General features: G+C 70.5%; 16 protein-coding genes. 12 read left to right on the plus strand and 4 right to left on the minus strand.

The features are described from left to right. Positions 1–11 precede the first annotated feature (11 nt). Positions 12–1,568 carry an APC family permease gene (locus YIM_RS05480; protein WP_153029290.1) on the plus strand — a complete coding sequence of 519 codons (1,557 nt, stop codon included), beginning with the start codon at positions 12–14 and terminating at the stop codon, positions 1,566–1,568. Positions 1,569–1,749: 181 nt separating this feature from the next. Here YIM_RS05480 and YIM_RS05485 read toward each other — a convergent pair whose 3' ends face one another. Then, positions 1,750–4,107, minus strand: coding sequence for a hypothetical protein (locus tag YIM_RS05485; protein WP_153029291.1), 2,358 nt, complete (start codon positions 4,105–4,107; stop codon positions 1,750–1,752). A gap of 87 nt (positions 4,108–4,194) precedes the next feature. Here YIM_RS05485 and ahcY point away from each other — a divergent pair, with 87 nt between their 5' ends. Both ahcY and YIM_RS05495 read left to right on the plus strand, forming a co-directional pair. Next, entirely contained in the window at positions 4,195–5,667 is a 1,473-nt protein-coding gene (gene ahcY, locus YIM_RS05490) for an adenosylhomocysteinase (RefSeq protein ID WP_153029292.1), read from the plus strand. Between the two features lie 38 nt (positions 5,668–5,705). Then, on the plus strand, positions 5,706–6,347 hold the full coding sequence (locus YIM_RS05495; protein WP_228004572.1) for a dTMP kinase: 642 nt from the start codon (positions 5,706–5,708) through the stop codon (positions 6,345–6,347). 19 nt (positions 6,348–6,366) lie between these two features. Here YIM_RS05495 and YIM_RS05500 read toward each other — a convergent pair whose 3' ends face one another. After that, complete coding sequence (locus YIM_RS05500; protein ID WP_153029293.1) at positions 6,367–7,152, minus strand: IclR family transcriptional regulator; 786 nt, start codon at positions 7,150–7,152, stop codon at positions 6,367–6,369. Between the two features lie 176 nt (positions 7,153–7,328). On the opposite strand from YIM_RS05500, the gene mtrA reads away from it, so the two are divergent. The 6 genes from mtrA to secA all read left to right on the plus strand — a co-directional run bounded on the left by mtrA (position 7,329) and on the right by secA (position 16,546). Beyond that, the gene (gene mtrA, locus YIM_RS05505) at positions 7,329–8,006 is read left to right on the plus strand and encodes an MtrAB system response regulator MtrA (protein WP_113697829.1); all 678 of its coding nucleotides are present in this window, start codon (positions 7,329–7,331) and stop codon (positions 8,004–8,006) included. A 19-nt stretch (positions 8,007–8,025) separates the two neighbouring features. Then, on the plus strand, positions 8,026–9,738 hold the full coding sequence (mtrB, locus tag YIM_RS05510) for an MtrAB system histidine kinase MtrB (protein WP_153029294.1): 1,713 nt from the start codon (positions 8,026–8,028) through the stop codon (positions 9,736–9,738). After that, positions 9,735–11,489, plus strand: a complete 1,755-nt coding sequence (locus YIM_RS05515; protein ID WP_228004573.1) for an LpqB family beta-propeller domain-containing protein — start codon at positions 9,735–9,737, stop codon at positions 11,487–11,489. Before mtrB ends, YIM_RS05515 begins: the two co-directional genes overlap by 4 nt. 172 nt (positions 11,490–11,661) lie before the next feature. Further along, the gene (locus YIM_RS05520) at positions 11,662–12,318 is read left to right on the plus strand and encodes a ComF family protein (protein ID WP_153029295.1); all 657 of its coding nucleotides are present in this window, start codon (positions 11,662–11,664) and stop codon (positions 12,316–12,318) included. Between the two features lie 542 nt (positions 12,319–12,860). Beyond that, entirely contained in the window at positions 12,861–13,550 is a 690-nt protein-coding gene (gene hpf / locus YIM_RS05525) for a ribosome hibernation-promoting factor, HPF/YfiA family (protein ID WP_153029296.1), read from the plus strand. Positions 13,551–13,714: 164 nt separating this feature from the next. After that, positions 13,715–16,546 carry a preprotein translocase subunit SecA gene (secA, locus tag YIM_RS05530; protein ID WP_153029297.1) on the plus strand — a complete coding sequence of 944 codons (2,832 nt, stop codon included), beginning with the start codon at positions 13,715–13,717 and terminating at the stop codon, positions 16,544–16,546. 954 nt (positions 16,547–17,500) lie between these two features. On the opposite strand, the gene YIM_RS05535 is transcribed toward secA, so the two are convergent. Continuing rightward, the gene (locus YIM_RS05535; protein WP_153029298.1) at positions 17,501–17,956 is read right to left on the minus strand and encodes an Rv3235 family protein; all 456 of its coding nucleotides are present in this window, start codon (positions 17,954–17,956) and stop codon (positions 17,501–17,503) included. A 113-nt stretch (positions 17,957–18,069) separates the two neighbouring features. Here YIM_RS05535 and YIM_RS05540 point away from each other — a divergent pair, with 113 nt between their 5' ends. Continuing rightward, positions 18,070–18,465, plus strand: coding sequence for an HAD-IA family hydrolase (locus tag YIM_RS05540; protein WP_153029299.1), 396 nt, complete (start codon positions 18,070–18,072; stop codon positions 18,463–18,465). On the opposite strand, the gene YIM_RS05545 is transcribed toward YIM_RS05540, so the two are convergent. Next, positions 18,457–19,224, minus strand: a complete 768-nt coding sequence (locus YIM_RS05545; RefSeq protein ID WP_194240049.1) for an RNA methyltransferase — start codon at positions 19,222–19,224, stop codon at positions 18,457–18,459. The genes YIM_RS05540 and YIM_RS05545 overlap by 9 nt on opposite strands. A gap of 35 nt (positions 19,225–19,259) precedes the next feature. Here YIM_RS05545 and YIM_RS05550 point away from each other — a divergent pair, with 35 nt between their 5' ends. Both YIM_RS05550 and YIM_RS05555 read left to right on the plus strand, forming a co-directional pair. Next, positions 19,260–20,663 carry a wax ester/triacylglycerol synthase family O-acyltransferase gene (locus tag YIM_RS05550; RefSeq protein ID WP_153029301.1) on the plus strand — a complete coding sequence of 468 codons (1,404 nt, stop codon included), beginning with the start codon at positions 19,260–19,262 and terminating at the stop codon, positions 20,661–20,663. Continuing rightward, on the plus strand, positions 20,660–21,163 hold the full coding sequence (locus tag YIM_RS05555) for a hypothetical protein (RefSeq protein WP_153029302.1): 504 nt from the start codon (positions 20,660–20,662) through the stop codon (positions 21,161–21,163). The genes YIM_RS05550 and YIM_RS05555 overlap by 4 nt, the downstream gene beginning before the upstream one ends. The last annotated feature ends 35 nt before the right edge of the window (positions 21,164–21,198 follow it).

A 21,198-nucleotide genomic window follows, 5' to 3' on the forward strand; every position in this document is an offset into this window, starting at 1 on the left:
GGAGGTCGACGTTGCCCGGCACGGGTTTGTGGCGCACGAAGTCGGTGGAGCAGTCCATCGCGGACACCGACGATCCGGATACGAAGCTGCGGAGAAATCTCAGCGCCTGGGACCTCACGGTCTTCGGCGTGGCGGTGGTGATCGGCGCGGGGATCTTCACGCTCACCGCGCGCACGGCGGGTGACCTCGCCGGTCCTTCGGTTTCGGTGGCCTTCGTGCTCGCCGCGATCGCGTGTGCGCTGGCCGCGCTTTGTTACGCGGAATTCGCGTCGACCGTGCCGGTGGCCGGGAGCGCGTACACCTTCTCCTACGCCACCTTCGGCGAGTTCATGGCCTGGATCATCGGCTGGGACCTGGTGCTGGAGCTGGCCGTCGGCGCCGCCGCGGTGTCCAAGGGCTGGTCGGTCTACCTGGAAACGGTGCTGGGCTACATCTTCGGTGAAGGCACCAGGACCACCTTCGACATCGGCGGCATGACCGTCGACTGGGGCGCGCTGATCCTGGTGCTCGCCCTGGCCACCGTGCTGACGCTGGGCACGAAGCTGTCCTCGCGGGTGTCCATGGTGATCACCGGCATCAAGGTCGCCGTGGTGCTCTTTGTGGTGGTGCTCGGCTTCTTCTACATCAAGGGCTCGAACTACACGCCGTTCGTCCCGCCGTCCCAGCCGGCCGGCGAGAGCGGCAGCGGGGTCGAGCAGTCGTTGTTCTCCGCGCTGCTCGGCGGTGAGGGCAGCAGCTTCGGCGCGTTCGGCCTGCTGGCCGGTGCCTCGCTGGTGTTCTTCGCGTTCATCGGTTTCGACATCGTGGCCACCACCGCGGAGGAGACGAAGAACCCGCAGAAGTCGGTGCCGCGCGGCATCTTCGGCTCGCTGGGCATCGTGACCGTGCTGTACGTGGCGGTCTCGCTGGTGATCGTCGGCATGGTCAACTACACCGAGCTGTCCACCGGGACCAAGGCGGACGGCAGCCCCGACCGCAAGACGCTGGCGTCGGCGTTCTCCGCGAACGGGGTCGACTGGGCGGCGAACATCATCTCGATCGGCGCGCTCGCCGGGCTGACCACCGTGGTGATGGTGCTGATGCTGGGCCAGATCCGGGTCATCTACGCGATGTCCCGCGACGGCCTGATGCCGCGCCCGCTGGCCAAGACCGGCAGCCGCGGCACGCCGAAGAACGCGACCATGGTGGTCGGCCTGCTGGTCGCGGTGGCGGCCACTTTCTTCCCGGCGGACAAGCTGGAGGAGATGGTGAACGTGGGCACGCTGTTCGCCTTCATCCTGGTTTCGGCCGGTGTGATCGTGCTGCGCAGGACCCGGCCGGACCTGCCGCGCGCGTTCCGCGTGCCGTGGGTCCCGGTGATCCCGATCGCGGCGATCATCGCCTGCCTGTGGCTGATGCTGAACCTGACCGTGCTGACCTGGCTGCGGTTCCTGGCCTGGATGGCGCTCGGCGTGGTGGTGTACTTCGTCTACAGCCGCCGTCATTCGTTGCTGGGTAAGCAGATCAAGGAAAACGGCGGAGCGACGCCGTCGCCGTTGCCGGTGGATGGGGCGGATCCGAAGAAGTAGGGGCTGGGTCTCCACCCCGGTTTTTCAGTGTGACGACGGCGAAGACCCCGATGTCAAGGCGGGAAAGATGCCCTGACATCGGGGTCTTCGCCGTGTTTTGGTTGTGGACCGGGATGGGGAAGGGGGAGTCTGGGTGTCCCCTGGGAATGCTCCCGGCTGCCTGTTTGGAGGGTTTGGTATCTCAGTTTGGGGAGTGGCGCAGGTCCAGTTTGAAGCGTGGGCGCTCCACGGGGGGTAGGTCGCCGAACAGCGGGAACTGTTCCGCTGCTGGCCGCATCGGTTTCCCGGGGATCTCCAAGCCAGCGGCACAGGCGACTGCCCGGTCCCATTCGGGGTCGGCCAGGTAGTCGGCGTGCCGGCAGACGCCTGGCGCCCAGCGGTGACCGGGCGACGGCGCTCGCAGCGGGTCCGGCAGCCAGTGGTCGCCGCCGAGTACCACGGCGCCGGAGTTTCCGCACTCGGCGGGGACCAGCGGGCCGACCGTGCCGTCCGGCAGGTAACCGACGCCGTGCAGCTTGCCGTCCTTCACCTCGTGTCGCCACGTGGTGACACCGCCGCCGAAGGTGTCGGTGCCGCGGCTCAGGCCCCGCCACCGCCCGTCCAACCGGCCGAACAACCGCGCCAGCGTCTTGTGCGGCAGCACCGCCGGGAAGGCGCGCTGGTACCCCCACTGCAACGGGGAACCCGCGGTGAGCACACCGACCCGCGACCGGTCGGCCTCCGGCAGTTCCCGCATCAGCCTGGCCGCGGTCACCACGGCGAGCAGCCCGCCCAGGTTGTAACCCGCGAGCACCACGCGCGTGTTGGGTTCCGCCAGGTGGGTGCGGGTGCGCGCGGCGAGTTCCGGCACCACCTTCAGGGCGTAACAAGGCGGCACCGTCGGGTGCGCCGCCCGCGGCCAGAAGCAGACCAGGTCGGCCAGCGCGCCGAGGTGCCTGCTGCGCTCCGGGCTGGTCGCCGCGGTGTAGACCACCCGCAGCAGACCCGCGGCCAGCGCACCCAGCGCGAACACGCCCAGCGCGGAGAGCGGGTCGAGCCAGGTCGGCAGCGGGAGGTCACCGATGCGAACGGTCAGCAACGCGAGCGTGGCCGCCGACATCACCAGCACCACGGCCAGCACCAGCTGGTGCAGCCGCCGCCGTTCCCACGCCGACCGCGCCCAGGCCGCCGCCGCTTCCTCGGAGTCCTCCGGCTTGTCCTGGAGCATCTCGACGACCTTCGGCACACCGCGCTTGCGCCGTCGCCGCGGTACCGCACCGGCGAAGCCGAACACGGCCAGCGCGGCAGCCACCACGATCCCCACGCCCCAGACCATGGTCAGCAGCGTGTACCCGCGCGGCAGCACCAGGTCGTCGGTACCGAGCAGCTTCCGCGCCGCGATCGCCACGCCCGCGCCGAAACCACCGCCGAGCAGGCCGGCGAGCGCGAGCGCGGGCGCCGCCGCCCAGCCGCCCATCCACGGCCGGAGCCGCCGGGGGAGCGCGCTCCAGCCACGCCGGGCCACCAGCGCGGCCGGGATGAGCAGCAGCGCGAAGAGCACCACCACCACGAGCAGCCCGCTGCCGATCACCTCGACCATGCCCTGCGTCCCCGGCAGCGCCTGCGGCATCTCGCGCACCTGCACCACCACCGCGACCACCAGCGCCAGCCCGAGGCCGAGCACCAGCCGCTGCGTCCAGCGGCCGATGGCGCGGGTCAGCACGCGCACGTCCAGCACCGCCACCAGGATCAGCCCGAGCGCGATCAGCCCGACCGCCACACCCCACAGCGCCGCGCCGAACGCGTCGGACGGCGGCCGCAGCGGACCGCCGAGCGGCAGCAGCGCGACACAGGCCAGCGCGGACAGCGTGTGCAGGCAGCGCAGCAGCGGCGTGTCGGGGGAGGTGCGCAGATCGTCGCCGGGCAGCGGGTCACCGATGGCGTCCACCGGTTTCGACGGCTCGACCGGCCAGTTCGTCGACGAGATCAGGTGCAGCAGGAAGATCAGGACCAGCAATGGGAGCAGTCCGGCGGACAACCGCGCCACCGGGCTTTCCCGCGACCACGACGGCGCCCAGTCGAGGCAGCCGGTGTTCGGCGCGAGGCACTGCGCGGCGACGAGGTCGAGCGTGATCACCGCGACCTGGCTGATCAGCAACATGGTCAGCGCCAGCGACGCGACCCGCAGCAGGCTGCGGCACACCGCGGCGAGCACGCGCGCCACGCGGCTGCGCTCCGGGACCGGCGGCAGCATCCAGTGCGCCACGTTGGCCAGCGAGAACGGGAACAGCAGCGCCCAGGTGGCTTTCGCCACACCGCCCGAGGTCATCCTGCTCCACAGGTAACCCTCGAGGATTCGCGGTACGGTGCGCCCGAGCGCCTGGAGCACCGGACCGGGAGCCGGTCGGCGGAGCCGATCGGCCGGGCGGGTGAACTGCCCGATCCCGTCGCCGGCCACGTCCACCGCCGCGGTCGCGTCGAGCAGGGCCTCGCCGGTGGTGCCGACCAGCCCGGCCACGCGAATCTCCACCACGCGGGCGTCCGGACCTGGTAACGGCACTGAGGGTCTCCTTAGTTGCGCTCAACTGTTCGTCAAGCAAGACACGGTACTGTTCTGGCGTCAGCGAGCCTTGGAGGAACCACCACTATGTCGTCCGAAAGCGTTGCCGCGCGGCTGCAGACCCGCAACGGGATCGACTTCGCCGTGGCCGATCTCGGCCTGGCCGAATTCGGCCGCAAGGAGATCCGCCTGGCCGAACACGAAATGCCCGGTCTGATGGCGCTCCGGCGTGAATACGCGGAGGTCTACCCGCTGCGCGGCGCCAGGGTGTCGGGTTCGCTGCACATGACCGTGCAGACGGCGGTGCTGATCGAGACGCTGGTCGCGCTCGGCGCCGAGGTGCGGTGGGCTTCGTGCAACATCTTCTCCACCCAGGACCACGCGGCCGCCGCGGTGGTGGTCGGCCCGCACGGCACCCCCGAGGAGCCGAAGGGCGTGCCGTGCTTCGCCTGGAAGGGCGAGACGCTCGAGGAGTACTGGTGGTGCACCGAAAAGATGCTCACCTGGGACGGCGAGGGCCCGAACATGATCCTCGACGACGGTGGCGACGCGACCATGTTGGTGCACAAGGGATCCGAGTTCGAGAAGGCCGGTGTGGTGCCCTCGCCGGACGACAACGATCCCGACGAGTGGAAGGTTTTCCTCGGTCTGCTCAAGGAATCCCTGGCCGCCGACACCGGCAAGTGGACCAAGATCGGTGAGGGAATCCTCGGTGTCACCGAGGAGACCACCACCGGCGTGCTGCGGCTCTACCAGCTCGCCGCCGCCGGTGAGCTGCTGTTCCCGGCGATCAACGTCAACGACGCGGTGACCAAGTCGAAGTTCGACAACCGCTACGGCATCCGCCACTCGCTCATCGACGGCATCAACCGCGGCACCGACGTGCTGATCGGCGGCAAGGTCGCGGTCGTCTGCGGCTACGGCGACGTGGGCAAGGGCGCCGCGGAATCCCTGGCCGGCCAGGGCGCGCGGGTGATCGTCACCGAGATCGACCCGATCTGCGCGCTGCAGGCGGCGATGGACGGCTACCAGGTCAAGACGCTGGACTCGGTGCTGCCCGAGGCGGACATCGTGATCACCACCACCGGCAACAAGGACGTGGTGATGGCCGAGCACATGGCGAAGATGAAGCACCAGGCCATCGTCGGCAACATCGGCCACTTCGACAACGAGCTGGACATGGCCGGCCTCGCCCGTTACCCGGGCATCGTGCGCAACAACATCAAGCCGCAGGTCGACGAGTGGGTGTTCCCGTCGGGCCGGTCGATCATCGTGCTGAGCGAGGGCCGCCTGCTGAACCTCGGCAACGCCACCGGGCACCCGTCCTTCGTGATGTCGAACAGCTTCTCCAACCAGGTGATCGCGCAGATCGAGCTGTTCACCAAGCACGAGGAGTACGACAACGAGGTCTTCCGGCTGCCGAAGAAGCTCGACGAGAAGGTGGCGAAGATCCACCTCGAAGCGCTCGGCGGCGAGCTGACCAAGCTCACCAAGGAGCAGGCGGAGTACATCGACGTGGACGTCGAGGGCCCGTACAAGCCGGACCACTACCGCTACTGAGTGCACGGCCCGCCCACCGCCGCCGGTACGCTGCGGCGGTGGGCAGGCTTGTGGTGATCGAGGGGCTCGACGGCGCCGGGAAACGGACGCTGACCGAGGGCCTGACGAAGGCGTTGCACAATGCCGGCGCGACCGTCGGCACGCTGGCGTTCCCGCGGTACGGCGTGAGCGTGCACGCCGATCTGGTGCGCGAGGCGCTGCACCGCGGTCACGGCGACCTCGCCGATTCCGTGTACGGCATGGGCCTGCTCTACGCGCTCGACCGGGCGGGCGCGGCGGACGAGATCCGCGCGCTGCTCGACCGGCACGACGTGGTCCTGCTCGACCGCTACGTCTCGTCCAACGCGGCCTACGCGGCCGCGCGTCTGCACCAGGACAGCGATGGTGAAGTCGTGAAATGGGTGCGGGAACTGGAGATCGGCCGCTTCGGCTTGCCGGTGCCCGACGCGCAGATCCTGCTCCGCGTGCCGCGTGAGGTCGCCGCCGAGCGGGCGGAGCGGCGGGCGCGGGAGGAAGCCGATCGCGCCAGGGACGCCTTCGAATCCGACGACGGCCTGCAGTTCCGCTGCGGTGAGGTGTACGACCAGCTGGCCGCGGCGAGCTGGCTTTCACCCTGGTTCGTGCTCGACGGCGCGAACACCGTGGACACCACCGCGCTGGCCGCGCGGATCCGCGCCTGATCGTGTCCTTTTTGGACGGTTACTCCCGGAAATAGCCCAGCTGCTCGGAAAGTTCGGCGGCGGCTTCGGTCATCGGGCGGACCAGCTGGCGCACGCGCTGGCGGGAGAGCCGGTAGGCCGGGCCGGAGGCGCTCATCGCGGCGACCACCTCGCCGTGTGCGCCGTGAATGGGCACGGCCACCGCGTGCATGCCCAGTTCCAGTTCCTCGAAGCAGGCCGCGTACCCGTCCTCGACCACCCGTTCCAGCTCGGTGCCCAGCTCGGCGGCGTCGGTGGTGGTGCGCGGGGTGAACTGCTCCAGCCGGCGGCGCAGGATCCGGCGCCGCTCGGTGTCGGACATGTACGCGAGCAGCACCTTCCCGCTGGAGGTGGCGTGCAGCGGGGTGCGCTGACCGGTCCAGTTCTGGGTGGTGATCGCGGCCGAACCGCGGGCCTGGCTGATGTTGATCGCGCCGCCCTCGTCGGCCACCGCGATGTTGACCGTTTCGCCGAGCGACTCGGCCAGCGACTGGCAGGTCTCCCGGCCGAGCCTGGCCAGGTCCATCCGGCCGGTGGCGGCCCCGGCCAGCCGCACGATGCCGAAGCCGATCACGTACTTGCCGCGTTCGCCGAGCTGCTCGACCAGTCCGCGTGCCTCCAGCACGCTGACCAGCCGTGACGCGGTGGACTTGTGCACCCCCAGCTCGCCCGCGATCTCGGTGATCCCGGTTTCCCCGTTGCGCGCCAGCAGCTCCAGCACGCTGATCGCACGGTCGACGGACTGGACCTGGCTCGGGGCTCCCTTGCGCTGATCGGAGTTCCGCATGGCGCAACGGTAACCGTTCTGCCGGGTCACGCTCGGCCGACCGGGTGAGGCGGGCGGGCTCGCGGGCTCGGCGAACCGGCCGCTTGATCGTCCATCCGGGCTAAGTGAAGGCCGTGATCATCGGCTGTTCGCCGGGTCGTGCGTGCACGCACGCACCTGAGTGCGAGTATGTGAACATGAAGGCACGTGTCTTGGTGGTCGACGACGACCCTGCGCTCGCGGAGATGCTCACCATCGTGCTGCGTGGGGAGGGCTTCGACACCGCTGTTGTCGCGGACGGTTCGCGTGCGCTGCCCGCGCTGCGCGAGCTCAAGCCGGACCTCGTCCTGCTCGACCTGATGCTGCCGGGGATGAACGGCATCGACGTCTGCAAGGCCATCCGCGCCGAGTCCGGCGTGCCGATCGTGATGCTGACCGCGAAGAGCGACACGGTGGACATCGTGCTCGGCCTGGAGTCCGGTGCGGACGACTACGTGGTCAAGCCGTTCAAGCCGAAGGAGCTGGTGGCGCGGGTGCGGGCCCGCATGCGCCGCACCGAGTCCGAGCCCGCCGAGTCGCTGGCCATCGGCGACCTGACCATCGACGTGCCCGGCCACGAGGTGACCAGGGAGGGCAAGGCCATTCCGCTCACCCCGCTGGAGTTCGACCTGCTGGTCGCGCTGGCGCGCAAGCCGCGTCAGGTGTTCACCCGCGAGGTGCTGCTCGAGCAGGTGTGGGGTTACCGCCACGCCGCCGACACCCGGCTGGTCAACGTGCACGTCCAGCGGCTGCGCTCGAAGGTGGAGAAGGACCCGGAGCACCCCGAGGTGGTGTTGACGGTGCGTGGCGTCGGGTACAAGGCGGGCCCGCCGTGAGCAGACCGGCGCTGACCGGATGAGCAGGCTCGCCGCCTTCGGCCGGGGTACCGCGGCCGCCGGCAGGCGGGTCTCCGCCTTCCTCCGCCGCCGGTCCATCGACTTCGGCGAGCTGTGGCGGCAGTCCCTGCAGTTCCGGGTCACCATCTCCACCCTGGCGCTCTCGTCGGCGGTGGTTTTTGTGCTGGGCATGGTCCTGCAGAACCAGATCACCGACCGGCTGATCGAGACCAAGAAGGTCGCCGCGATCGCCCAGACCAGGGCCATCCTGGACAGCGCGGAGAGCGAACTGTCCGGCATCGACGCGGCCACCGACGACCTCAAGCCGCGCCTGGACAACGTGCTCCGCAAGCTCACCAGCGTGCCGGCCGGGCAGGACCCGACCAGCGCCAGCGCCGGCGCCTTCGAACCGGTGCTGGCCAGCGCGGACCCGAGCAAGTCCAGCGAGACGATCGTGTTCTCCGGCCCGTTCGACAAGGTCACCCCGCGGCTGAAGCAGTTCGTCGAGGGCGAGCAGTTCTCCGAGCAGATCCACACCGCGGGTCCGGAGAACGCCCGCACCACGTACCTGATGATCGGCGCCCCGATCACCGGCGCGCCGCGCCCGCTGCAGCTGTACCTGCTGTTCCCGCTGACCGCCGAGCAGAACACCGTCTCGACCGTGCAGAACACGCTGCTGGTCGGCGGCCTGGTGCTGCTGTTCCTGCTGGTGCTGATCACCAACCTGGTCACCCGCCAGGTGGTGCACCCGGTGCGCCGGGCCGCGGCGGCCGCGGAGCGGTTCGCCGACGGTGATCTGGACCAGCGGCTCGGCGTGCTCGGCGAGGACGACCTGGCCAAGCTCGCCGAGTCGTACAACGAGATGGCCGCGAGCATCCAGCGGCAGATCCGGCAGCTGGAGGAGTTCGGCCAGCTGCAGCGCCGGTTCACCTCGGACGTCTCGCACGAGCTGCGCACCCCGCTGACCACCGTGCGCATGGCCGCCGACGTGCTGCACGCCTCCCGCGAGCAGTTCCCGCCGGGGCTGGCGCGGTCCACCGAGCTGCTGGTCGACGAGCTGGACCGGTTCGAGGCGCTGCTCGGCGACCTGCTGGAGATCAGCAGGCTGGACGCCGGGGTGGAGGAGCTGTCCGCCGAGCTGATCGACGCGCGGCCGATCGTGCTGCGGGTGGTCGAGCAGGTCAGGGTGATCGCCGGTGAGGCGGACAGCCTGCTCGACGTGGAGTTGCCGGACACCCCGGTCGAGGCCGAGCTGGACGCCCGCCGGGTGGAGCGCATCCTGCGGAACCTGCTGGCCAACGCGGTCGACCACAGTGAGGGCCAGCCGGTCAGGGTGCGGCTGGCCACCAACGAGCACGCGCTGGCGATCACCGTGCAGGACTTCGGCGTCGGCCTGCGGACCGGCGAGGCGGGACTGGTGTTCAACCGGTTCTGGCGGGCCGATCCCTCGCGCAACCGCCGCACCGGCGGCACCGGCCTCGGCCTGGCGATCAGCCTGGAGGACGCGAAGCTGCACGGCGGCGAGCTGGAGGCGTGGGGCGAGCCGGACCGCGGTGCCTGCTTCCGGCTGACGCTGCCGCTGCGCCAGGGCGAGGAGTGGGAGCGCAGCCCGCTGGACCTGCCGCCGGACGAGCCGCCGGGCGGGTTCATCGGGATCGAGCCGGACGAACCGGCCGGTGAGGTTTCGGTGACCCCGGACCTGGTCGCCGCCGAACGCGAGGAGGTCAGGTGAGGAAACGTCTGCGGGCGATCGGGGCGCTGCTGGCCTGCCTGACCGTGCTGGGCGCGAGCGCCTGCGCGACCGTGCCGGAGGAGTCGCAGGCCAGGGTCATCTCCTCGGGCGGCATGGCGCCGCCGGCGCCGTCGGTGCCCGAGCCGGACAAGGATCTCGACGCGCTGGGCGTGGTCCGCCAGTTCGTCGCGGCGAGCGCGCAGCCGAACAACGACAACGCCAGGGCGCGGGTCTACTTCGACCCGCCGGCCAAGGCGACCTGGCGGCCCGATCGCGGGCTGACCGTGATGGAGGAGAAGTTCGACACGGTCTACGCGCCGGAGCAGCCCGCCGACCCCAACCGGCGGATCGTGCTGCTGCGCGGGACGAACGTCGGCAAGCTCGGGCCCGACAGCGCCTTCATCCCGCTGAGCGGCGGGTTCGAGAAGTCGGTCCAGCTGGTGCGGCAGCCCGACGGCCAGTGGCGCATCGTCTCGCCCGCCAGCGACCTGGTGATCACCGAGCCCGACTTCACCCGCAACTACTTCCGGGTGCCGGTGTACTTCTTCTCCACCGATCGCAACGCGCTGGTGCCGGACCTGCGGTACGTGGTGCAGAAACCGCAGTCGGGCCTGCCCGGCCGGGTGGTCGACCTGTTGCTGGCCGGTCCGTCGGACTTTCTCGACGGCGCGGTGAACAACCCGCTCGGTGAGCAGGCGGCGATCGAGCAGAACGTGATCGGCGGGCCGGACGGCGTGGTGACGGTGCCGCTGACCGGGGTCGCCGGGCAGAGCGACGAGCAGAAGCGGCTGATCGCGGCGCAGGTGGTCAAATCGTTGCAGAGCGTGACGAGCAGTCGGATCAAACTGCTTTCGGACGGGGCGTCGCTGGTACCCGGTCGTGAGGACTGGCGGGCCAGTGACCTGCCGTCCTACGAGACGGACGCGTCGCCTTCGTCTTCGCTGCCGGGGCTGATGGTCTCCGGTGGCCGGGTGCGCTCGCTCAACGACGGCGGGCCGATCCCCGGGCCCGCCGGTTCGCGGGGGTACGACGTGGTGACCGCGGCGCAGTCGGTGGACGGCAAGCAACTGGCCGTGATCGAGCGCGAGAACGGGCGGCTGTGGTTGCGGGCCGGTGAGTTCGGGCACGAGCTGGCCAGGACCGAGCTGAGCGGCGACAGACTGAGCAGACCGACGTGGCGGCCCGCGCTGCCGGGCTCCGGCAGCGGTGGCGAGCTGTGGACGGTGGTCGACGGCTCGCAGGTGGTGCGGGTGCTGCGGACCCCGCAGGGCACCTGGGCCAGCCAGGTGGTCAACGCGGACCTGGTGCGCTCGCTCGGGGCCGGTGCGGACATCTCCGCCATCCGGCTCTCCCGCGACGGCACCAGGGCGGCGCTGGTGGTGGCCGGGAACCTGGTGGTCGCCGCGGTGGTGCGGAACGCGGACTCGGTGAGCCTGCGGGCGCCCCGCGTGCTGCAGGCGGAGCGGCTGCGGAACGTGAAGGACGTGGACTGGGCGAGCCAGGACAGCCTGGTGGCGATCACGGACTCGCGCTCGCTGCCGGTGGTCCGGGTCCCGGTGGACGGGCTGCGGCTGGACCAGTTCAACCTGTCGAACCTGACCCCGCCGCTGCACGCGATCACCGCCGCCCCGAGCCGCCCGGTCGTGGTCGCCGACGCCGAGGGCCTGTGGACGGCTTCGGAGGTGGGGGAGGTCTGGAGTCCCCACGACCACTCCGTGCCCGGCGACTCCATCCCGTTCTACCCAGGCTGAGTTTCGCCCCCGGCGCGACCTCCCGGCGGCTACCATCCGCCCAGGTCACGAAGGTGGCTTTCACGGCCGATCCCGCCGCCAACGCCACCTTCACGGCACTCGGCGTGGCCCTCAATTGAAAAAATCTGTCGTTGGTCCGGAGTTGTCGTAGCTCGTCGGCAGGCTTGCCGGCATGAGCAAACTCCTCGACCTCGTCCTCCCGCCCAGCTGCGCCGGCTGCGGTTCGCCCGGTGCCGCGTGCTGCGCCGCCTGCGCCAGGGTGTGGGGCGCGCCCATGCCGGTCCCGCTGGCCACGGTCGCCGCCTTCGCGCTCGCGGCCTACACCGGCGTCGCCCGCCGCCTGGTGCTCGCCTACAAGGAGCGCGGCCGCCGCGACCTGGCGCCCGTGCTCGGCGCGCTGCTCGCGCGGGCCGTCCCGTACCTACCCGGGGTGAGTCCCGCGCCCGACGGCTTCTGGTGGCTGGTCCCGGTGCCTTCGCGCCGGGTCGCCTCGCGGGTCAGGGGCGGTCCGCACATGCTCCGGCTGGCACGCGTCTGCGCCCGCCACCTCGCCGAGCGCGGCCATCCGGCGGCCGTCGCGCCCGGCCTGGTGCTGGATCCGCGCGCCAAGGACGCCGCCGGGCTGACCAGGCACCAGCGCGCGTCGAACCTGGCCGGCCGGATAACGCCCGAGCCGGCCGGTCTGCCGCCGCCCGGCACCCCGGTCCTGCTGCTCGACGACGTGCTGACCACCGGTTCCACGGTGTCAGCGTGCGCTCGCGCATTGCGTATGGCCGGATACCCGGTTACCGGCGGGTTAACCCTGACCAACGCTCACTCATCCGAGTGAAGCTGCGCCGGGAACATTTCGGCGACCCCCGCCCGTTGTGTGGATATGACGCGGTCAGTGAGTCCAGCGCCCCGGGGAGTAGGTCCTGCCGGAGTGGACGCCGTTCTCGCCCCGGTCGTCACCGTCACGAATTCCGGGCCCCTTTCGCTGAGCCTTCTGCGTGAAAGCCACAACCACGCAATGCTCCGAACGGGTCGGAAACTGGCGAGTAACCGGCCTAGTCCATTGCTCGCAGTGACGGCTTCTCACGGCTTGACATCCCCCGGCTCGGGGGCTGTTGTTACGGGCCAGAGCGGGCTAACGTGCTCCGCTATCAGCAATCCCGGTCGGCGGGGAGGTGAGAAGCCCATGTCCCTGGCGCCGGAGGCACGTTGAGCCCGCGTCCGGTCGGCCGCCACGAGACGTCGTGACCGTGTCGCCGGATTCTTCTCAGCGAGGCGTACTTCCGTTCTGCTCCGGCAGATTCCGAATACCGCAGTCCCGATTTCACCGGCGCCGTAATGCTCACAAGCTCGCAGTCAATTCAGCGAGGGAGGTCGTGTATGGACATCGTCGTGAAGGGCCGTAACGTGGAGGTGCCCGAGCACTACCGGGCACACGTCAGCGAAAAGCTGTCGCGGCTGGAACGCTATGACAAGAAGGTCATCCGTTACGACGTGGAACTTTTCCACGAGCCCAACCGCCGCCAGGCGAAGAACTGCCAGCGCGTGGAGATCACCGTGGTTGGCAAGGGACCCGCCGTTCGCGCGGAAGCCTGTGCCGGCGACTTCTACGCCGCGCTCGACGCCGCGGCGACCAAGCTGGAGAACCGCCTCCGCCGGTCCCACGACCGGCGTCGTGTCCACTATGGACGCCGCCGTTCCGAATCGGTCGCCGAAGCGACCTCGGTGGCAGGCGGAATGGCCGATTCCGGCAGGCGACCCGCCGCGAGCACCGCGGTACTGGACGCGCCCGTCTACGACGAGATGCCGCTCGACGGCGAGGCCGGAAGAACAGCCGAGATCGACGTCCCCCAGCAGCGCTGGGACGACGGAGTGGCCGAACACCTCCCCGGCCGCATCGTCCGCGAGAAGCAGCATGACGCCGAACCCATGAGCGTCGACCAGGCCCTCTACGAGATGGAGCTGGTCGGGCACGACTTCTACCTCTTCAACGACTCCGACACCGGCAGGCCGAGTGTCGTCTACCGCAGGAAGGGCTTCGACTACGGCGTGATCCAACTCGCCAAGTGAACCCGTCCGACGGCCCGCACGCGCAGCGCGTGCGGGCCGTCGGCCTGTCCGAGCAGCATCTTTCGTACGGCGGTGCGTGCGCTGGCACGGGCTTGTTCCCTACGATGGTGGGCGGGCAACCCCCCGACCCCCGAGTACGCATAGTCATAGTGAGGTCTCCTGAGATGGTTCTGAACCGCCTGCTCCGCGCGGGCGAGGGCAAGATGGTCAAGCGCCTGCGGCACATCGCGGACCACATCAACACCCTCGAAGACGACGTGAAGAACCTTCCGGACGCCGAGCTGCAGGCGAAGACGGGCGAGTTCCGCGAGCGGTTCGCCAACGGGGAATCCCTCGACGACCTGCTGCCGGAGGCCTTCTCGGTGGCCCGCGAGGCCGCCTGGCGGGTGATCGGCCAGCGGCCGTTCGACGTCCAGCTGATGGGCGGCGCCGCACTGCACCTCGGCCAGGTCGCCGAGATGAAGACCGGTGAGGGCAAGACCCTGACCCAGGTGCTGCCCGCCTACCTCAACGCCATCGCGGGCAAGGGCGTGCACGTCATCACGGTCAACGACTACCTGGCCAAACGTGACGCCGAGTGGATGGGCCGCATCCACCGCTTCCTCGGCCTCGAGGTCGGCGTGATCCTCTCCGACATGACCCCGGAGCAGCGCCGCGCGGCCTACAACTGTGACATCACGCACGGCACGAACAACGAGTTCGGCTTCGACTACCTGCGCGACAACATGGCGTGGGACATCAACGACTGCGTCCAGCGCGGGCACAACTTCGCCATCGTGGACGAGGTCGACTCGATCCTGATCGACGAGGCCAGGACCCCGCTGATCATCTCCGGCCCGGCGGACCAGTCCTCGCGCTGGTACGTCGAGTTCGCCAGGATGTCGCCGCTGATGAAGCCGGACGTGCACTACGAGGTGGACATCCGCAAGCGCACCGTCGGTGTCACCGAGAAGGGCGTCTCGTTCATCGAGGACCAGCTCGGCATCGACAACCTCTACGAGGCGGCCAACACCCCGCTGGTCGGGTACCTGAACAACGCGCTGAAGGCCAAGGAGCTGTACAAGCGCGACAAGGACTACATCGTCCGCAACGGCGAGGTGCTGATCGTCGACGAGTTCACCGGCCGAATCCTGGCCGGTCGTCGCTACAACGAGGGCATGCACCAGGCGATCGAGGCCAAGGAAGGCGTCGAGATCAAGGCCGAGAACCAGACGCTGGCCACGATCACGCTGCAGAACTTCTTCCGCCTCTACGACAAGCTCGCCGGCATGACCGGTACCGCCGAGACCGAGGCCGCCGAGTTCCACCAGACCTACAAGCTGGGTGTGGTGCCGATCCCGACGAACCGGCCGATGGTCCGCGCCGACCAGCCCGACCTGATCTACAAGACCGAGGAGTCGAAGTTCGAGGCGGTCGCCGAGGACATCGCCGAGCGGCACGCGAAGGGCCAGCCGGTGCTGGTCGGCACCACCAGCGTGGAGAAGTCCGAGCACCTGTCGAAGCTGCTGCTCAAGCTGCAGGTTCCGCACGAGGTGCTGAACGCGAAGTACCACGACCGGGAGGCGCTGATCGTGGCGCGCGCCGGGCGCAAGGGCGCGGTCACGGTGGCCACCAACATGGCCGGTCGTGGTACCGACGTCGTGCTCGGCGGCAACCCGGACATCATCGCCGACGAGGTGCTGCGCCAGCGCGGGCTCGACCCGGTGGAGCACTCGGAGGAGTACGAGGCCGCCTGGCCGAAGGTGCTCGAAGAGGTCAACGCCGAGGTCAAGGCCGAGGCCGAGGAGGTCCGCGAGGCGGGCGGGCTCTACGTGCTCGGCACCGAGCGGCACGAGTCGCGCCGCATCGACAACCAGCTCCGCGGCCGGTCCGGTCGTCAGGGCGACCCGGGTGAGTCGCGGTTCTACCTCTCGCTCGGCGACGAGCTGATGCGGCGGTTCAACGCGACAATGGTCGAGCGCGTGATGACCACGATGCGGCTGCCGGACGACGTGCCGATCGAGCACAAGATGGTCTCCAAGGCGATCAAGAGCGCGCAGACGCAGGTCGAGCAGCAGAACATGGAGATCCGCAAGAACGTCCTCAAGTACGACGAGGTGATGAACCAGCAGCGCAAGGTCATCTACAACCGTCGTCGCAAGGTGCTGGAGGGCGAGGACCTGCGCGACCAGGTGACGAACATGCTCTCCGAGGTGGTCACCGCCTACGTCAACGAGGCCACCGCCGAGGGGTACGCCGAGGACTGGGACCACGACAAGCTGTGGACCGCGCTGAAGATGCTGTACCCGGTCAGCGTGCAGTGGGAGGACCTCGCCGAGGACACCGACGACCTGGACGCCGAGTCGCTGCGTGACGCGCTGGTCGAGGACATCCACGCCGCCTACGAGCGGCGTGAGGCGGACATCGACGCCACCGTCGGCGAAGGCGCGATGCGTGAGCTGGAGCGCCGGGTGATGCTGTCGGTGCTGGACCGCAAGTGGCGTGAGCACCTCTACGAGATGGACTACCTCAAGGAGGGCATCGGCCTGCGTGCGGTCGCCCAGCGCGATCCGCTGATCGAGTACCAGCGTGAGGGCTTCGACATGTTCGACCGGATGGTCGAGGCGCTCAAGGAGGACGCGGTCGGGCTGCTGTTCAACCTGCAGGTCGAGCGGCAGGACCCGCCGCCCGCGGCGGAGCCGGCCACCGATCTGCCGGTGCCGCTGCCGACCGGTGGGGGCAACGGGGCCGCGCCGCGGGAGAACGGGCGGCACGCGCAGCCGGTCCCGCCGCAGCCGAAGCCGGACCCGGTGCCCGCCGCCCTGCGGGGCAAGGGCCTCGACGGCGGCGGTGCCCAGCGCGGCCTGACCTACTCGGGCCCCGCCGAAGACGGCGGCGTCGAATCCCACGGCGACACCCCTGCCGACGGCGACGACACCACCGGCGGCACACGCCGCGAGCGCCGGGCGGCCGCCCGCGCCCAGGCGAAGAAGGGCAAGAAGGGCCCGCGCCGCTAACCCGTCCCAGAACCGCCGAAGGCCACGCACCCCACCCGGGTGCGTGGCCTTCGCCGTTCACGCCTGTTTCCAGATGTGGCCGATGCCGCCCGCGCCGCCTTGGCAGGGCACAAGCAGGCCCGCCCCCCGCCCCCGCGCAAGCGCTTGCGCACTCCGCACCCCCACGGCCGGGCCCACCGGCGGCTGCGGCAGCCCGCGCTCCCAGCGACTGGCCGGTCAGCGGTTTGCGGGCGGCCTGAGCTGAGCCGCGTTTCCGGGGGTTGGCCGGGCAGGCGGTTTGTGGGCGGCTTGAGCCGGGCCGTGCTTTCGGGGGTTGGCCGGGCAGGCGGTTTGTGGGCGGCTTGAGCCGGGCCGTGCTTTCGGGGGTTGGCCGGGCAGGCGGTTTGTGGGCGGCTTGAGCCGGGCCGTGCTTTCGGGGGTTGGCCGGGCAGGCGGTTTGTGGGCGGCTTGAGCCGGGCCGTGCTTTCGGGGGTTGGCCGGGCAGGCGGTTTGTGGGCGGCCTGAGCCGGGCCGTGCTTTCGGGGGTTGGTGGGGCGGGCTGTTTGCGGGCAGCTTGAGCTGAGCCGCGTTTCCGGGGGCCGGCCGGGCAGGCGGTTTGCGGGCAGCTTGAGCCGAGCCGTGCTTCCGGCGGCTGGTCGTACAGGTACTTGCGGGCAGGCCTGAAGCGGCCAGTGCTCCCGACCGTTGAGGCACAAGCGGTTCGCGGCAGGCCAAAGCCACCCGCGCTCCCCACGATCGGGAGTGCAAGCGCTTGCGGACAGCCCGAACCGAGTCGCCTCCGACGGGCGGGGCGCGGGCGGTTGCGGGCATGCCAATGCGAGCCGCCTCTTCCGAAGGCTGCCCACGCGGCGATTGCGGGCAGGCTGAACCGAGCCGTGCTTCCAGTGGGAGGCGGCCGAAGCGGGGGCCACGCACCTCACGCGGGTCAGGTGCGTGGCCACCCGAGCAGCGGGGTCAGCCCACGTGGCGTGGCTGGTTCCGCGTGTCCGGCACCCCGATCAGGTCGAAGGCGACGCACCACCACCCGTCCGGGGTTGCCTCGAAGCGAGCCGCGACGGCGATGGGGCGTGTGCCCCCGGAGACCGTGGCGCAGGCTTCGATGACGCCCGCATGAGGGAAACAGGCCTGCACCGAGTTCACCAGCGCGTACCGCGGGGTGATCACCGCGGTCAGCTTCGCGTAGACGTCCGGGCGCAGCAGCGGCCGGAGCTGCGCCCGCGCCCGGCGGCCGCAGCACAGCTCCAGGATCGCGGTGACCATCCGCTCCAAGGTCCGCCTGCCGGGCACCGGCGGGCCGGGCCGGGCCCGCCCGGTGCCGCCACCGCCGGTGAAGATCGGCAGCTCCAGTTGGGCCGGTACCGCGTGCAGGTGGCGAGCCGCCTCCGGCGCGTTCAGCGGTCTGAGATCCACAGGGTCGCTCCCCAGGTCCATGGCGGCCACGTCAGCCGCGTCGCCTCGTAGAGCGGCGGGGCGGCCGAATCCGGTCCAAGATCGCCCGACCCGGTGACGGGCTAGGGTGGACCATGCTGCGCGGACTGGTGCTCGACTACGCCGGGGTGCTCACCGACCCCGATGCCACCGCCCTCTTCGAGGCGCTGGACCTCCTCCGGGACCGCGGCGTCAAAACCGCGCTGCTGTCCAACGCGCCCGGCGCCTCCGGGCCCGCCAAGCGACGGCTGGAGCCGTTCTTCGACGCGCTGGTGTTCTCCGGCGAGGTCGGCGTCGCGAAACCGGACGAGCGGGTCTTCCTGCTCACCGCCGACCGCATCGGCCTGCCACCCGAGCACTGCGCCTTCGTCGACGACTCGGCGGGCAACGTGCGCGGCGCGGTCGCCGCGGGCATGGTCGGCGTGCACCACACCTCGGTCAACGCCACGCTGCTGGAACTCGACGCCCTGTTCGCCGAGAGCTCAGCGTGACCGGCGCACCAGTTCGAAGCACAGCACCGCCGCCGCGGCCGACACGTTGAGCGATTCGACCTCACCCGGCATCGGAATGGACAGCCAGCCCGTCGCCAGCTCCCCGACGGCCTCGCTCACCCCGCCGGTCTCGCCGCCGAGCACAAAAACCGCGCGCTCCGGCAGGGACGCGTCGAAAATCGACGTCGCACGCCGGCCGGTGCCCAGCGCGTAGACCGCGTACCCGGCCTCGGTGAGCAGCGTGGCGGCCTCGTCGGCGCTGCCGCAGCGCAGTACCGGCGCCCGGAACGCGACCCCGGCCGACGCCTTCACCACCAGCGGGTCCAGCGCGGCCACGCCCCGCCGAGGCACCACGATGCCGCCGACACCCGCCGCCGTCGCGGTGCGCAGGATCATGCCCACGTTCGCCGGGGTGGTGATGCCGTCGAGCAGCAGGAGCCGTCCGGGCGGCACTCGGTCGTCCAGCGCGGCGTGCAGCGGGCGCATGCGCGGCGCCACCACGTCGGCGAGCACGCCCTGGTCCTGCTTGCCGTTGCCGGCCAGCACCTTCACCCGGTGCGCGCTGGCCCGCTGGACCGGCACCCCGGCCGCCTTCGCCGCGCGCTGGATCTCGGTGGCCGCCGGACCGCGCGCGGTGTCGGCCAGGATCACCTTGTCGACTTCCAGTGCGGGGTCGGCCAGCGCCTCGAGCACGGGTTTGCGCCCGTAGACGGTCAGGAACCGGTCCTTCGGTGACACCGCTGAATTCGACTCACGCACGAGAGCATTAGAACAGGGTGTGCCAGGATCACCGCATGCAAGACCGCCTGTCCGCGCTCGACGCGTCCTTCCTCTTCATGGAGGACCCGGTGACGCCGATGCACGTCGGCGGTGTCGCGGTCTTCGAACGGCCGAGCACCGGGTTCGACTACACCGACGTGCTCGCGCTGATCGGCCAGCGGCTGGGTTACCTGCCGCGGTACCGCCAGCGCGTGGTCGGCGTGCCGGGCAACCTGGCCAGGCCGGTCTGGGTGGACGACGTCGACTTCGACCTGAACTACCACGTGCGCCGGTCCGCGCTGCCCGCTCCCGGTACCGACGACCAGCTGTTCGACCTGGTCGCGCGGCTGGTCTCGCGCCCGCTGGCGCTGGAGCGCCCGCTCTGGGAGGTCTACTTCGTCGAGGGCCTGTCCGGCGACCGGGTCGCGCTGGTCACCAAGACCCACCAGGCGGTGGTCGACGGCACCGGCACCATCGAGCTGGGCCAGCTGATCCTGGACGACGTGGCGGCCGAAGCGGAGGAGTTCGAGGACACCTGGACCCCGCGCCGCCAGCCCAGCCGCACCCAGCTGGTGCTCGACGCGGTCAGCGAGACGGTGCAGCGGCCGACCGAACTGGTGAACACGGCCTTGGTGGCCGCGAAGGACGCGGTGGCCACGGTCGGCAAGGTCACCGAGGCCATCAGCGGGGTGGCCGCGACGCTGCGCAGCGTCGCGCGACCCGCGCCGGAGGGGCCGCTGAACGCGCCGGTCTCCGGCGGCCGCATGTTCTCCGTGGTGCGCACCCGGCTGGAGGACTTCCGCAAGGTCCGCTCCGAGCACGGCGGCACGGTCAACGACGTGGTGCTCGCGGTGGTGGCGGGCGCGCTGCGGGAGTGGCTGCTCTCGCGCGGGTCCGCGCTCACCTCCGACTCCACCGTGCGCGCGCTGGTCCCGCTGGCGGTGAGCGACGCCGAAACCGAGTTCTCCTCGGCCGGGCTGGTCGGCAACGAGGTGGCGGCCTACCTGGTCGACCTGCCGGTCGGCGAGCCGAACGCGGTGCTGCGGCTGCAGCACATCGGCCACGCGATGTCCGCGCACCTGGACTCCGGCCGGTCGGTGGCCGCGCGCACGCTGCTCAAGCTCGGCGGCTTCGCCCCGGCCACCCTGCACTCGCTGGGCGCCAGGGCGGCGAACTCGTTCTCCGGGCGGTTCTTCAACCTGGTCATCACCAACTCGCCGGGTCCGCAGGTGCCGCTCTACGCCGGTCCGGCGAGAATGGCCGAGATGTTCCCGGTGCTGCCGCTGGCGAAGAACCAGGCACTGGCGATCGGGGTCACCTCCTACCACGGGGGTGTCTACTTCGGACTGAACGGGGATCGCAAGGCGGTGTACGACGTGGACCTGCTCGGCGGGATGATCGAAGAGGCGTTGGAAGAACTCAGAGGAGCGGACTGGTGAGGGTCTACCTGCCGGCGACGATCGGCACGCTGCGCCGACTGGTCGAGGACGGGCGGTTCGCCCCGCTCAGTGGCACGGGTTTCGCGCTGACCCCGGCCCTGCGCGAGTCCTACACCAGCGGTGACACCGAAGAACTGGAGTACGCCGCGCTGCTGGACGCGGCCAGGGCCTCGCTGCGGCTGATCGCCGCGGAGCAGGACGCCGACGACAAGAACCCGCCGCGGCGCGTGGTGGTCTCGGCCGACGTCGAGCAGGCCACGCCGCGGCCGGACCTCGACGCCGCCGTGGTGCGGATCTCCGGTCCGGTGGAGATGGCGCAGATCGCCGCCGTGCACGTGGACACCGCCGAGGCCGAGGCCGCCGTGGTGGCCGCCGCCGCGGTGATCGACGCCGCCGACCTCGGGGACGACGACGCCGAATTCGCCCTGGGCGAGGCCGAAGACCACGAACTGGCCTGGTATGCCCCACAGGAGTTGCCCTTCCTGCTCGAACTGCTTTGACCACGGTTTCCGTGCCAGGATGGGCACCGCGCCCA

It is taken from the genome of Amycolatopsis sp. YIM 10, assembly GCF_009429145.1.
In the GTDB taxonomy this organism is placed as follows: Bacteria; Actinomycetota; Actinomycetes; order Mycobacteriales; family Pseudonocardiaceae; genus Amycolatopsis.

Bases quoted from the DNA above. Each gene is read 5' to 3' on its own strand.
- ahcY (WP_153029292.1), top strand. From the start codon at position 4,195: ATGTCGTCCGAAAGCGTTGCCGCGCGGCTGCAGACCCGCAACGGGATC.
- YIM_RS05500 (WP_153029293.1), bottom strand. From the start codon at position 7,152: ATGCGGAACTCCGATCAGCGCAAGGGAGCCCCGAGCCAGGTCCAGTCC.
- mtrA (WP_113697829.1), top strand. From the start codon at position 7,329: ATGAAGGCACGTGTCTTGGTGGTCGACGACGACCCTGCGCTCGCGGAG.
- mtrB (WP_153029294.1), top strand. From the start codon at position 8,026: ATGAGCAGGCTCGCCGCCTTCGGCCGGGGTACCGCGGCCGCCGGCAGG.
- YIM_RS05520 (WP_153029295.1), top strand. From the start codon at position 11,662: ATGAGCAAACTCCTCGACCTCGTCCTCCCGCCCAGCTGCGCCGGCTGC.
- hpf (WP_153029296.1), top strand. From the start codon at position 12,861: ATGGACATCGTCGTGAAGGGCCGTAACGTGGAGGTGCCCGAGCACTAC.
- secA (WP_153029297.1), top strand. From the start codon at position 13,715: ATGGTTCTGAACCGCCTGCTCCGCGCGGGCGAGGGCAAGATGGTCAAG.
- YIM_RS05540 (WP_153029299.1), top strand. From the start codon at position 18,070: ATGCTGCGCGGACTGGTGCTCGACTACGCCGGGGTGCTCACCGACCCC.
- YIM_RS05550 (WP_153029301.1), top strand. From the start codon at position 19,260: ATGCAAGACCGCCTGTCCGCGCTCGACGCGTCCTTCCTCTTCATGGAG.